Below are 12,729 nucleotides of genomic sequence, written 5' to 3' on the forward strand. Positions count from 1 at the left end.
TTCGTGGTGGGTCACGCGTCGCCTCGGGCGAGGTGGTCCGCGTGTGCTGCTGGGACCACGGTGCGTGGGGCCTCTTGGGCCCGGCTTGGGCCCTACTTGGGGCCCGCCGGGGGTACAGTGCGCCGACCCGCGCTGCAGATACATCGAGCCCCGTGCGAGTCTCACGCGGCTGCCGTCGTCCACGCCTGACGGCGCGTCGGGTGGGGCATGCTGAGGAGATGACCGACGCATCGACGACCCTCGCCCGTGACCTGCTGCGCGACGGCTTCGGCCGGATCCGGGAGGGGGTGCCGCTCGTCGTCGAGGGCCTGTCGGTCGAACAGCTGCTGTGGCGCCCCGACGCCGACGCGAACCACATCGCCTGGCTGCTCTGGCACCTCTCGCGGCAGCAGGACGAGCAGGTCGCCCACCTCGCCGGACGCCGGTCCGCCTACCTCGAGGACGGCTGGGCCGAGCGGTTCGACCTGCCGTATGCCGCGAGCGCCCACGGGTGGGGGCAGTCGTCGGCCGAGGTGGGCGCCTTCCGGATGGGCGACCCGGGACTGCTCGGCGGCTACCAGGGCGCCGTTCACGAACGGACCATCGCCTACGTCGACGCGACGGAAGCCGACGAGTGGGCCGGGGTCATCGACAAGCGGTGGGACCCGCCCGTGACGGTCGCGGTGCGGGTCGTCTCCGTGCTCGGCGACGCGATGAAGCACCTCGGCCAGGCGGAGTACGTCAAGGGCCTCGTCACCCGCCGCGCCTGAGGGGCGGAGAGCGTCGTGAGCACGTCACAGCCGGTCGCCGACCCGTGGTCGAGCCCGCTCCCCGCGTGGCTCAAGCGGGTGTATGCCGCACCCGGCGCGCTCTACGACCACGGCCTCGGCCGGCTCCTCGGCCACCGTTTCGTCCGGATCGGGCACATCGGACGCCGGACCGGTCTCCTGCACCACGCCGTCGTCGAGGTGACCCACTACGACCGGGTGACCGGTGAGGCGACCGTGATGGCGGGCTACGGTCCCCGGGCCGACTGGGTGCGCAACATCCGGGCTGCGGGAGGGGCGAGCCTCGACTTCGGCCACGGACCGCGCCCAGCGGCATACCGCGTGCTCGACGTCGACGAGGCGATCGAGGTGTTCCGCCACTACGAGCGACGCAACGTGCTGCTCCTGCCCGGGATCCGCGCGACGCTGTGGGTCCTGCTCGGGTGGCGCTACGACGGTTCGGAGCCGGCGCGCCGTCGCCTGGCGGAGCAGCTGCCGATGCTCGCCTTCCGGCCGGTGGGGTACGGGTCGCACCTTCCCGACAAACCGGGCCCGGCTCTCGGCGCGTGAGACAATGGTTCTGATGACCCAAGCCGCAACCGCCGTCGAGATCGCCCCCGCGCCCGCCCACCCCAAACGAGGCACGGGCGTCGCGCCGACCGTCGCGGTCGTGCTCGTCATGGCCGGGATCAACATCGCCAACCACGTCCTCAACTGGGGCTCGATGTGGCTCGGCCCGGTCGGAGCGGTCGTCCTCCTCGCCTTCGCGCGCTGGCACGGGCTGACCTGGCACCAGCTCGGTCTGGCCCGCCACACGCACGCCCGCGGCATCCGCTGGGGCCTCGGCGTGATCGGCATCGTTGCGCTCGTCTACCTCGCCGGCGTCCTGCTGCCCACGACGCGCACGGCGTTCCTCGACGCCCGCTACCACCTGCCTCCCGCCGGGGCCTTGCTCACGGCGTTCGTCATCATCCCGGTCGGCACGATACTGCTCGAGGAGGTGGCGTTCCGGTCGGTGCTCTGGGGCTTCCTGTCGCGGCACGCCCGGATGTGGCAGGTCGTCCTCGGCTCGTCGCTGCTCTTCGGTCTGTGGCACATCTTCCCGGCCATGGCGTCGGCCACCGGCAACGCTGCGCTGGGGTCGGCCGCCGCCGGGCTCGGCGCCTTCGCCAAGGTCGCCATCGTCGGGGGCACCGTCCTGTTCACGGCCCTCGGGGGCGTCGTCGCGGCCGAGCTGCGCCGCCGGAGCGGCAGCCTCTTCGCAAGCGTGGGGATGCACTGGGCGACCAACGCGCTCGGCGTCCTCTTCGGCGTCATCGCCTGGCGGCTCGCCGCCTGAGGGCCGTCTCGACCTGACGCGCGTATGCCGCCCGGTGGCCGTCAGCGCTGACGTGGCGGCGCCGTGCTGCCGCGCACGACGAGCTCGGTCGGCACGGTGGTCGAGGTCTGCGGCGGCGCCTCGCCGCGAAGCAGGTCGAGCAGCAGCCGGCCCGCGAGCACGCCCTGCTCGGCAGGTCGCTGCCGGACGGTCGTGAGGTCGCACAGGTCGGCGAGTGGATGGTCGTCGATGCCGACGACGGAGACGTCCGCGCCGGGCTGAAGCCCCGCTCGACGCAGTGTCCGCATGGCGCCGACGGCGACCTCGTCGGAGTGCGCGAAGACGGCCGTCGGCGGGTCCGGGTGGCCGAGGAGCCGACTCATCGACGCCGCTCCGTGCTCACCGCCCCAGGGCGCCGTGACGACGAGCGAGGGATCGACGGGGATGCCCGCGCGGTCGAGGGCCTCGTAGTAGGCGGGCGAACGCGTCGAGCTGAGGCGCGGCTGGTCGGGGTCGAGGGCCTCCAGCATGGCGATCCGGGTGTGGCCGAGGTGGAGCAGGTGGTCGACGGCCTGGCGGCTCGCGGTGTGGTCGTCGATGTGCACCGAGGGGTAGGCGGCGCTCTGTCCACCGGCGGCGACGATGTGGACCCCGAGCGTCTCGAGCCTCGTCCTCTCGTCGTCCTCCACCTGGAAGCCGACGACGACGACCGCGTCGACCTTGCGGCGGGCCGGCAGCCGCTCGAAGAAGTCGTGCCGGTCGCGCGCGTCGCCGACCTGGTAGAGCAGGACGTCGAGCTCGGCACCCCGGAGCACGGAGTCGAGTCCTTCGACGACCGAGCCGAAGAACCACCGGGACAGGTGGGGGACGACGAGCGCGACCCGTCCCGTGTTGCCCTTGGCCAGCCGGGAGGCCTCGGGAGAGACGACGTAGTGGTTCTCCTCGGCGACGCGGAGCACGCGGGCGCGCGTCGCGGGGGCGACGTTCTTGGCGTTGCTGAGCGCGCGTGACGCGGTGCCCACACCCACCCCCGCCATCCGGGCGATGTCGGTCAGGGTCACCTTCGCCGGTGTCGCGTCCTCCATGGGCCAAGGGTAGTCATTGGAAACGCTTTCACCAACTGAGAGCCGGCCATTTCCGGCATCTTTCGCGCGTTTTTGGGTTCGGTCTCGAATCTGGCGTGCACCCCTTGACAGCCACGGGTTGTCGCCGTCACCCTTCCAACTGGAAGCGTTTCCACGCTTTCCCCCTCCCGCCCCGGGAGGGGTGGTCGGCGACATGAGTGGCCGACTCCTTCAACGGTGCAGGAGCATCCAATGCAGTTCGCAGAATCCAGCTCTCGTCTGACCCGCCGGGCCGTCCTCGGAGCGATCGGTGCCCTGTCGGTGGCCGGCGCGGCGGCGTGCTCGGCCCCCGGCCCGGCAGCGTCGAGCGGCGGGGCCGCGGTGTCGACGCCGACCGCCGTCAGCACCTCGATCGGCACCAAGCCGGTCACCCTCAAGCTCTACGACGGCCAGGGCCTCAAGGCCGTCGACGACGCGCTCATCGCCGCGTTCACGAAGAAGTACCCGAACGTCACGGTCACTCCCACCTACGACCCCGACAACGTCACGACCCAGAACCAGCCCCGGCAGCTCGCCTCGGCGACGCCGCCCGACCTGATCCGCGTCATCTCGGTCACGGCAGGCACGAAGAACAACCTGCTGACCAACCTCGACGCCTACGCGACCGCCTACGGCTGGGACCAGCTCCCCGCCTCGCAGCTGGCGCAGTTCCGGGCCAAGTCCGGTGTGGCGGGCTCCGGGTCGCTCTTCGCCAAGGCCAGTGGCTTCACCATGACGGGGCTCTACTACAACAAGAAGCTCGCCCAGCAGGTTGGCATGACGGCGCCGCCCGCGTCGGTCACCGACCTCACGGCCCTCCTGTCCAAGGCCAAGGCGGCCGGCCTCACCGGGATGGTCGTGGCCAACAAGGAGGGCGGCGGCGTCTTCCCCTACCAGCTGCTGCTCAATACGTCGATGGGCCCCGAGAAGGTCTCCCAGTGGGTCTTCAACGCGCCGGGGGCGACGATCGCCACCGGCGAGTCCGTCGCGGCGGCGAAGCAGGTCGACGAGTGGAGCAAGGCCGGCTACTTCCCGCCCGCCGTCAACGCGCTCGACGCCACGGCAGCGGACGCGCTCTTCGCCAGCAAGAAGGGGCTGTTCTTCCCGTGGGGCAACTGGGATGCCGCAAACCTCGACAAGACGATGCCGGAGCAGGTCGGGTTCATCCCGATGCCGCCGATGACCGCCGGGGGCAAGGTGGCCGCGATGTCGGATGCCGCGACCGCGTTCGGCATCCCCTCGAAGTCCCCGAACAAGGACGCCGCGGCCGCGTTCCTCAACTTCCTCTCGAGTGACGAGGCGCGCCAGATCGCGGTCGACAACGGGTTCATGCCGAGCGGGCTCAGCACCCAGGCGGCACCGACGATCAAGGCCGGCTCCGTCCTCAACGACGTCACGAAGGCCTTCAGCACCGTCTCCGCCGACGCCGGACAGGTCCCCTTCGTGCAGAACGCCACCGCCGGCATCTCGAACCAGGCGTGGAACCCCGAGAGCCAGCTGCTCCTCGCCGGCAAGTCGACCCCCGAGCAGTTCGTCGCCAACGTGCAGGCCAAGTACGAAGACGAGCTGAAGCGATGAGCACCGTCGACGGGCTCACTGCGCCGGTCGACGTCGCCGACGAGGTTGCCTCCGCCTCCCGCCGCCGCCTCGTGCGGCGGCGGGCCGGGGGCGGCGCGACCCGCTCCGCCCTGGGTCGCAAGGCCCGCTGGGCCGGCTGGCTGTTCGCCCTCCCCGCGCTGGTCATGTATGCCGTGTTCGAGCTCTACCCGATCATCACGGCGGTGCAGTACAGCTTCTTCGACTGGGACGGCGTCAGCGTCGCGACCCCAGCGGGCCTGAAGAACTACACGCGGGTCTTCACGGAGCCCCAGCTGCTCGCCTCGATCATCCACTCGTTCATCCTCATCATCTTCTTCACCTTCCTTCCCGTGCTGCTGGCGCTCGTCGTCGCCTCGATCGTCCGCGAGATCAAAAGCAAGGCGCTGGGGGCAACCGCCCGCACGATGATGTTCCTGCCGCAGATCATCCCCGGCGCTGCCTCGGCCATCGCCTGGACGTGGATGTACTCCCCCAACGGCGCGGTCAACCAGATGCTCGGCGCCGTCGGCCTCGCCTCGCTCCAGCGCGCGTGGCTCGGCGACTTCACCTGGGCGCTGCCCGCGGTGGGCATCATCGGCACGTGGCTCGCCACCGGACTCTGCACGCTGCTGCTCATGGCCGGCATCGGGAAGATCGACACGAGCCTCTACGAGGCCGCCAGCCTGGACGGCGCCAACCGCATCCAGCAGTTCCGCGCCATCACCCTCCCCGGCCTGCGCCAGGAGATCGGCGTCTGCATCACCATCACGATCATCGCCGCGCTCGCCAGCTTCGACGTGGTCTTCATGTCCACCCAGGGCGGCCCCGGCTACTCGACCCAGGTGCCCGGCGTGCAGGTCTACCAGCTGGCCTTCACCGAGAACCGCATCGGCCAGTCGTCCGCCCTCGCCGTCGTGCTCAGCATCATCGTGCTCGCGGTCATCCTGCCCATCCAGCGCTTCTTCAGGGAGAAGTGATCCCCATGCTCAGAAGCCTCCGCGACACCGCCCCCAAGACCATCCTGCTCACGGCCGCGGCGCTCTTCTCGATCTTCCCGCTGCTCTCGATGTTCTCCGCGGCACTGCAACCGCAGGGCACGGCCCCGGCGGGCATCTCCTTCCCCACGGACCCGCAGTGGCACAACTTCGTCGACGCGTGGAACCTCGCCAACATCACCACGCTCGTGAAGTCGAGCTCGATCCTCGTCCTCGGCGTCGTCCCGATCGCCATGCTCATCTCGGCGATGGCCGCCTACGCCATCGCCCAGCTGCGCATCCCGTTCGGCAACGTGTTCTTCCTCCTGCTCCTGCTCGGGCTGACGCTCCCCTACGAGATCGTCGTCGTGCCGCTCTACTACCAGATGCAGTCGCTCGGCCTGCTCAACACCCAGCTCGGGCTGATCCTGCCGCTCATCGGCCTCAACATGCCCTTCGCGGTGTTCTGGATGCGCACCCACTTCCAGTCGGTGCCGCTCGAGATCTCCGAGTCCTCATGGGTCGACGGGGCGGGCCCGTGGAAGGCGTTCCGGCACATCCAGCTCCCGCTCGCGGTGCCGGCACTCGCCTCCCTCGGCGTGCTGATGTTCCTCAGCACGTGGAACCAGTTCCTGCTGGCGATCGTGCTCATCGACGACCCGAGCAAGCGGACGATGGCCGGCGCCCTCCAGGGCTTCATCGGTGCCCACTCCACCGATGTGGTGCTCCTCAACGCCGGCGCCCTCTTGATCATGGCCCCGACCATCCTCATCTTCCTGGTCTTCCAGAAGTACTTCATCCGGGCGATGCTCGCCGGCGCGGTCAAGGGCTGACCCGCGCCGCAGGCGCCTCGACCCCGTGGCTGCCGACCGGTCACCCCCCTCACCCGGTCGGCAGTCACGGCCATCGTCCACCGGCGCCGACCCCGGCGCCGGCCCCGGCCCCGGCCCCGGCCGCCCGCTCGCCCGCTCGCCCGCTCGCCCGAGACAGAGCGCCCGCCCCGCACGACAGCACCACACACCTGACTCCAAGGAGCGAACCCATGCCCAGCCACGGATCCGACCGCGCACCCGAGCCCGACTGGTGGCGTACCGCCGTGATCTACCAGATCTACCCGCGCAGCTTCGCCGATGCGAACGGTGACGGGATCGGCGACCTCCCGGGGATCCGGAGCCGGTTGGGCTACCTGTCGGACCTGGGCGTCGATGCGATCTGGCTGAGCCCCTTCTACCCCTCGCCCCTGGCGGACGGTGGGTACGACATCACCGACCACCGGGACGTCGACCCGCGCCTCGGCACGCTCGACGACTTCGACGGCCTTGTCGCCGATGCCCACGCACGCGGCATCCGGATCATCATCGATGTCGTTCCCAACCACACCTCGGACCAGCACGCGTGGTTCCTCGACGCCCTGCGCGCGGGTCCCGGGTCGGCCGAGCGCGACCGCTACATCTTCCGCGACGGCACGGGTGCTGACGGCAGCAGGCCTCCGTCCGACTGGCGCTCGCACTTCGGGGGCTCGGCGTGGGAGCGAACCGCCGACGGCCAGTGGTACTGCCACCTGTTCGCGCGGGAGCAGCCGGACCTCAACTGGGGAAACCAGCAGGTGCGCGACTACTTCCTCGGCACGCTCCGCTTCTGGGCCGACCGTGGCGTCGACGGGTTCCGCATCGACGTGGCCCACTCGCTCGCGAAGGACCTCTCCGAGCCGCTTCGGAGCCAGCCGAACCTCGACGGGATGCTCCCCCTCGACGGGTCCGACCCGCTCTACGACCGCGACGAGGTTCATGAGATCTACCGGTCGTGGCGCGCGCTCTTCGACGAGTACGACCCGCCCCGGATGGCCGTCGCCGAGACCTGGCACCCCGTCTCCAGCCGGACCTACCTCTATGCCCGCCCGGACGAGCTCGGGCAGGTCTTCGACTTCTCCCTGCTCAAGGCCGAGTGGCACCCCGACCAGTTCCGCGCCGTCATCACGCGGTCCATCGAGGAGCACGCCGGGGTGGGCGGCGCCCTCACCTGGGTGCTCTCGAGCCACGACGTGCCGCGGCACGCCACGCGATACGCGCTTCCGGTGGGCACGGACCTGGACGCGTGGCTGCGGAGCGACGGCACCTCCTTCGAGCTCGACGAGGCGACGGCGCATCGGCGGGCTCGAGCGGCGACCCTGATGATGCTGGCCCTGCCGGGCTCGGCCTACCTCTACCAGGGCGAGGAGCTCGGGCTTCTCGAGGTCGCCGACCTGCCGGAGGAGAGCCTGCAGGATCCGGTCTTCGAGCGGACCGGCCGACAGCTCAAGGGGCGCGACGGCTGCCGGGTGCCGCTTCCGTGGACGAGCGACGGCAGCTCCTTCGGCTTCGGCGAGGGGACGAGCTGGCTTCCGCAGCCCTCCTGGTTCTCGACGTATGCCGTGTCGGCGCAGTCCGGACGTCCGGACAGCTCGCTCGAGCTCTACCGTGCGGCCCTGGCGCTGCGTCGCACGCTCGCGACGGACGACGCGTTCGGCTGGGTCGACACACGCGATGCCCAGGTGCTGCACTTCGCCCGCACCGACGGCTGGCACTGCATCGTCAACTTCTCGGCACGCCCGGTCGTCCTCCCGGGTCGGCTCCTCCTGAGCAGCGATCCCGACGACCGTGCGCGGGCGACGCGCCACCTGCTCGCGCCCGAGTCCGCTGCGTGGTTCGTCCCGGCTCCGTAGCGTTCATCACCGGGTCAGGGAGGACGGACAGCGGGCCCACAGCATCGGTGACGATCGTCGATGGTGACCTCGAAGGAGCCATCCATGAACCAGCCCTCCCGCCCCGTTCCCCGTGCCCTTCACCGCGCCCGGCTGTGGACCGCCGGTCTGCTCACGGCCTCCACCCTCCTCGTCGGTGGCGTCGGGATCCATCTCGCGCAGGACCAGGCGCAGGCCGTCGCAGCCCGGTCGTCGACCTCCGCCGGCACCGCCGGGTCGAGCAACGCCAACGTGAGCTTGTCCAGCTCGTCCAGCTCGTCCGGCTCGTCCAGCTCCTCGGGTTCGCAGGGCTCGCAGGACTCCGGCAGCCAGTCGAGCGGCTTCGGTGCTGTCGCCCACCTCCTCGGCGGCACCGTTCAGCCGCAGTCGAACTCGGCGGCCTCGTGATGGCCACGCTCAGCCGGACGGGCGTCGTCGCGGGCGAGTTCGAGGCGATCGGCACGACGAACGTCGTGCTCTGCACACAGTCCGAGACTCTCGGGGAGGCGCTCGACACGGCCCGCTGGCACCTGCGCCTCGTCGACTCGGCCGTCTCGCGCTTCCGTCCGGACTCCGAGGTGTCCCTGCTCGCGGCCCGCGCTCAGCACGGGCCCGCGTCGGCTTTCGTCTCGCCGACCTTCGCGGACTACCTGGCGGCCGCGCTCGTCGCCGCCCGGCTGACCGGCGGTCTCGTCGACCCGACGGTCGGAGCGCCGCTCGCGGCCACGGGCTACGACGTCGACCTCGGCGCGGTCCGCGCCCGCGGCGTCTTCCGCCAGACCGCGGTCCGGCCCGTCCCCCGCTGGACCTCGGTCCATCTCGACCTCTCGGGGCGTCGCGTCTCGGTCGCTCCGCACACGCTGCTCGACCTCGGTGCCACGGCCAAGGCGCACGCCGCCGACACGATCGCTGCCAGGCTCGCGGACACGCTGCCCGGCGGCTTCCTCGTCAACCTCGGCGGCGACATCGCCGTCGCGGGAGACCTTCCGCCGCAGGGCTGGGCGATCGGGATCGAGGGGGCCGACGGGCGGAGCCGGCAGACGGTCCTCAGCACCGGGCAGGCCGTCGCCACGTCCTCGACGCGGGCCCGGGTCTGGCAGACCGAGGACGGCCCGCGCCACCACATCATCGACCCGCGGACCGGCCGTACCAGTCCGACGACGTGGGCGCAGGTCTCGTGCGCCGCGGCCTCCGCGCTCGAGGCCAACGCCGCGTCGACGGCGGCGATCGTCCTCGGACCGGACGCCCCCCGGTGGCTCGAGGAGAACGGCATCCCGGCCCGGCTCGAGGGCCTCGACGGTGCCGTCACCCTGACTCGGGGGTGGCCCGTCGCAGCGGCGGCCACGGATCCCGGATCGGGGGTGGCCCGGTGAACGAGCTGCTCTGGTATGTCTCCCGCGGAACGGGCGTCGTCAGCATGGCCCTCATGACGGTCGTCCTCGTCCTCGGCATGGTCACGTCAGGTCGGCGACGCCCGTACGGCGAGTCCGCGACCGTCGTCATGGCGCTGCACCGCTGGCTCTCCCTCGGGACGGTCGTCTTCCTCGCGGCCCACGTCGCGACGGCCGTGGCGGAGACGTACGTCTCGATCGACGCCATCTCGGCGATCGTGCCGTTCACGTCCGGCTACGAGACGGCCTGGGTCGGCCTCGGAACGATCGGTGTCGACATCCTCGTCGCCGTCATGGCCACCTCGCTGTTGCGTCACCGGCTCTCGGAGCGGGTGTGGAAGCGGGTGCACCTGCTCGCCTACGTGCTCTGGCCCACGGCCATCGTCCACGGCCTCATGCTCGGCACGGCGAACGAGCCGCTCCTGCGCGGCATCACCGTCCTCTGCGCTGCGGTCGGCCTCGGCGCGGTCGCCTGGCGCCTGACCTCCACACACGCCGACCGAGAGCGCCGGCTCGCCGTCGCAGCCCAGGAGTGGTCATGACGCTGGTCACCGATCTGCGGGACGCCGGCCTCGCCGGTCGCGGCGGCGCTGCCTTCAGCACCGCGACGAAGGTGGAGGCGGCCCACACCCACGACGCCGACCTGATCGTCAACGCGTGCGACGGCGAGCTCGGCGCGGCCAAGGACGGTTGGGTCGTCGAGCACCACCTCGACGCCGTCGCGCGGGCCGCCGCCCTCGTCGCCCCCGGGCGGCGACGCCGCATCCGGTATGCCGCTCACCGCGGTTCGGCGACCGCCCTCCGCCTCCGCTCCGCCGGGCTCGACCTGCTCGAGGTCCCGGGTCGCTATGTCTCCTCCGAGGAGACCTCGCTCATCTCGCTCGCCCAAGGTGGGCTCGCCCGGCCGATGACGAAGCGCCAGCCCTTCGTCCGGGGCGGCACGGACTCCACCGGGCGCCGGATCCGGCCCACCGTCGTGCTCAATTCGGAGACGATGTGGCGCATCGGCCAGGTCGTCGACTACGGACCCGAGTGGTTCCGCTCGTTCGGGACTGCGGTCGAGCCCGGCCCGCGGCTCGTCACGATCAGTGCACCCGGCATACGGGGGCGTGTCGTCCAGACCGAGGCAGGGACGCCCGTGGCCGACCTGCTCCACCACGCGGGCGGCCCCTTCCCCGAGACGTCGCCGGTCCTCGTCGGTGGTCTCGGGGGCGCCTTCCTCACGATCGCCGAGGCGCGCGGTTTGAGGTGGGAGAGCCAGGACCTCGCACGGTTCGGTGCCACGGTCGGCCCCGGCGTCATCGAGGTGTTCGACGACCGGCAGTGCCCGGTCGTGATTGTCGACCGGATCCTCGCCTGGGCTGCCGGCGAGTCGGCGGGACAGTGCGGGCCGTGCATGTTCGGGCTGCCCGCGGTCGCCGGGGACTGGCACGCGCTGGCCGTCGGAGCGGATCCTCGGGCCTGGGCCAGGCTCCAGGAGCGGGTCGGCCTCCTGCCCGGTCGCGGGGCCTGCCGCTTCCCCGATGGCGTGGCCGGGTTCGTCCGTTCTGCGCTGCGGGTCTTCGGCCCGCATCTCGCCGTTCATGCAGCCGCAGGCAGCTCCCCGAGCGGCTGCCCCGACCTCGACAGGAGAGCCGACCATGTCCGCACCGCTTGACCCCCGCGCAACCCGTGTCGGCGGGGCGACGCGCATCGCCTCGGACCCCCGCCGGCCCGTGGGCCTGAGCAGCCGCCTCGGCGTCGACCGGGTCGCCTGCACCGGGCACGGGGTCTGCGCCCAGCTGCTCGCGCAGGTCCGCCTCGACGAGTTCGGTTACCCGATCGTCGAAGGGGCGGCCGTCGATCCCGACGAGGCGGCTCCGGCGATCGCGCTGTGCCCGGCGCGGGCCCTCTTCCTCATGCCCCCGCGCTGAGCCGCGGCGACGGTGGGACATCCCTTCCTCGTCGCGGCACGCTGCGGCACCTCAGAGCTTGCTGCGTCGCCGAGATGGCGGTCAGCGTGGCCGTCGTCCTTCGCGAAGACGATCGCGAGGGCGGACCCGGCCCTGTCGGCCATGAGTCCTAGGGTGCGGGCCGTGCGTGAGTTCGTCGTGACCGAGGGTCGGCGGTTGTCCTTTCTCGACTTCGGCGGGGAGGGGTCACCGCTGCTGGCACTGCACGGGCACTACAACGAGTCGTCCGTGTTCGCGCCGCTGGCCGAGGCCCTGCGGCCTCGCTGGCGGGTCATCGCCCTCGACCAACGCGGGCACGGCCGGTCCGACCGGGCACCGACCTACGAGCGCGACGACTACATCGCCGACCTCGCCGCGTTCCACCGTCACCTGAGGGTGGGCCCGGCCGCGGTGCTCGGCCACTCGCTCGGCGGGGTCAACGCCTACCAGTACGCGGCACGGCACCCCGGGCTGGTCACGGCCCTGGTCGTGGAGGACATCGGCGCGGTGCTGGACGTCGACAGCGCCTTCACGACGCGGCTACCACGCGCCGCCTCCTCACGCGAGGCGCTGGCGTCGGCACTCGGTCCGATCGCGCCGTACCTGGAAGGCTCCTTCCACCGCTCGTCCGACGGCTGGGGGTTCTCCTTCGACATCGGCGACACCGTGCGGTCCCAGAAGGCGCTCAGCGGCGACCACTGGGCCGACTGGACTGCCGTCGCCTGCCCGACCCTGCTCGTTCGCGGGACCAGGAGCGACGAACTGTCTTCCGAGCACGCCCGCGCCATGATCGCCGCTCGGGCCGGCTCGGCCCGCCTGGTCGAGCTGCCCGCCGGCCACGTCGTCCATCACGACGCGCCAGACCAGTTCGCGGCCGTTGTCCGGAGTTTCCTCGCGGCGGCCGGCCGGCCGTCAGACGATGCGAGCCTCAGCGGGTGAGGCGCCTGATGTACACCGCACGATCGAAGT

The 12,729-nt window shown here is 71.5% G+C and carries 14 protein-coding genes; 13 read left to right on the forward strand and 1 reads right to left on the reverse strand.

Annotated elements, in window-relative coordinates; genetic code table 11:
- The first annotated feature begins 218 nt into the window (after window positions 1-218).
- Genes N865_RS12225 through N865_RS12240 form a run of 3 tightly spaced genes read left to right on the forward strand, consistent with a single transcriptional unit; the run spans window position 219 to window position 2,085 of the window.
- Window positions 219-749: a mycothiol transferase gene (locus N865_RS12225; protein ID WP_034806174.1), complete on the forward strand. Its 531-nt coding sequence runs from the start codon at window positions 219-221 to the stop codon at window positions 747-749.
- 15 nt (window positions 750-764) lie between these two features.
- Window positions 765-1,316 (forward strand): nitroreductase family deazaflavin-dependent oxidoreductase, encoded by a 552-nt coding sequence (locus tag N865_RS21800; RefSeq protein WP_051510513.1) that lies wholly within the window; start codon window positions 765-767, stop codon window positions 1,314-1,316.
- Window positions 1,317-1,329: 13 nt separating this feature from the next.
- Window positions 1,330-2,085, forward strand: coding sequence for a CPBP family intramembrane glutamic endopeptidase (locus N865_RS12240; protein ID WP_157557676.1), 756 nt, complete (start codon window positions 1,330-1,332; stop codon window positions 2,083-2,085).
- 41 nt (window positions 2,086-2,126) lie between these two features.
- Here N865_RS12240 and N865_RS12245 read toward each other — a convergent pair whose 3' ends face one another.
- Complete coding sequence (locus N865_RS12245) at window positions 2,127-3,149, reverse strand: LacI family DNA-binding transcriptional regulator (RefSeq protein ID WP_034806177.1); 1,023 nt, start codon at window positions 3,147-3,149, stop codon at window positions 2,127-2,129.
- A gap of 231 nt (window positions 3,150-3,380) precedes the next feature.
- On the opposite strand from N865_RS12245, the gene N865_RS12250 reads away from it, so the two are divergent.
- From N865_RS12250 to N865_RS12295, 10 genes are all read left to right on the forward strand, one after another.
- Window positions 3,381-4,745: an ABC transporter substrate-binding protein gene (locus tag N865_RS12250; protein ID WP_034806180.1), complete on the forward strand. Its 1,365-nt coding sequence runs from the start codon at window positions 3,381-3,383 to the stop codon at window positions 4,743-4,745.
- Window positions 4,742-5,722 carry a carbohydrate ABC transporter permease gene (locus tag N865_RS12255; RefSeq protein ID WP_084328182.1) on the forward strand — a complete coding sequence of 327 codons (981 nt, stop codon included), beginning with the start codon at window positions 4,742-4,744 and terminating at the stop codon, window positions 5,720-5,722. The genes N865_RS12250 and N865_RS12255 overlap by 4 nt, the downstream gene beginning before the upstream one ends.
- A gap of 5 nt (window positions 5,723-5,727) precedes the next feature.
- Window positions 5,728-6,552 carry a carbohydrate ABC transporter permease gene (locus tag N865_RS12260; RefSeq protein WP_034806291.1) on the forward strand — a complete coding sequence of 275 codons (825 nt, stop codon included), beginning with the start codon at window positions 5,728-5,730 and terminating at the stop codon, window positions 6,550-6,552.
- 209 nt (window positions 6,553-6,761) lie between these two features.
- Entirely contained in the window at window positions 6,762-8,420 is a 1,659-nt protein-coding gene (locus N865_RS12265) for a glycoside hydrolase family 13 protein (protein ID WP_034806183.1), read from the forward strand.
- Window positions 8,421-8,504: 84 nt separating this feature from the next.
- The gene (locus N865_RS12270) at window positions 8,505-8,846 is read left to right on the forward strand and encodes a hypothetical protein (protein ID WP_034806186.1); all 342 of its coding nucleotides are present in this window, start codon (window positions 8,505-8,507) and stop codon (window positions 8,844-8,846) included.
- A complete protein-coding gene (locus tag N865_RS12275; RefSeq protein ID WP_034806189.1) occupies window positions 8,846-9,811 on the forward strand; it encodes an FAD:protein FMN transferase in 966 nt (321 codons plus the stop codon). Before N865_RS12270 ends, N865_RS12275 begins: the two co-directional genes overlap by 1 nt.
- Window positions 9,808-10,371: a ferric reductase-like transmembrane domain-containing protein gene (locus tag N865_RS12280; protein ID WP_034806294.1), complete on the forward strand. Its 564-nt coding sequence runs from the start codon at window positions 9,808-9,810 to the stop codon at window positions 10,369-10,371. Before N865_RS12275 ends, N865_RS12280 begins: the two co-directional genes overlap by 4 nt.
- The gene (locus tag N865_RS12285) at window positions 10,368-11,486 is read left to right on the forward strand and encodes an NADH-ubiquinone oxidoreductase-F iron-sulfur binding region domain-containing protein (RefSeq protein WP_034806192.1); all 1,119 of its coding nucleotides are present in this window, start codon (window positions 10,368-10,370) and stop codon (window positions 11,484-11,486) included. Before N865_RS12280 ends, N865_RS12285 begins: the two co-directional genes overlap by 4 nt.
- Window positions 11,470-11,742, forward strand: a complete 273-nt coding sequence (locus N865_RS12290) for a ferredoxin (RefSeq protein WP_245603744.1) — start codon at window positions 11,470-11,472, stop codon at window positions 11,740-11,742. Before N865_RS12285 ends, N865_RS12290 begins: the two co-directional genes overlap by 17 nt.
- Before the next feature lie 162 nt (window positions 11,743-11,904).
- Window positions 11,905-12,699, forward strand: a complete 795-nt coding sequence (locus N865_RS12295) for an alpha/beta fold hydrolase (protein WP_211244897.1) — start codon at window positions 11,905-11,907, stop codon at window positions 12,697-12,699.
- The last annotated feature ends 30 nt before the right edge of the window (window positions 12,700-12,729 follow it).

The sequence above is a fragment of the Intrasporangium oryzae NRRL B-24470 genome, from assembly GCF_000576595.1.
Lineage (GTDB): Bacteria > Actinomycetota > Actinomycetes > Actinomycetales > Dermatophilaceae > Intrasporangium_C > Intrasporangium_C oryzae.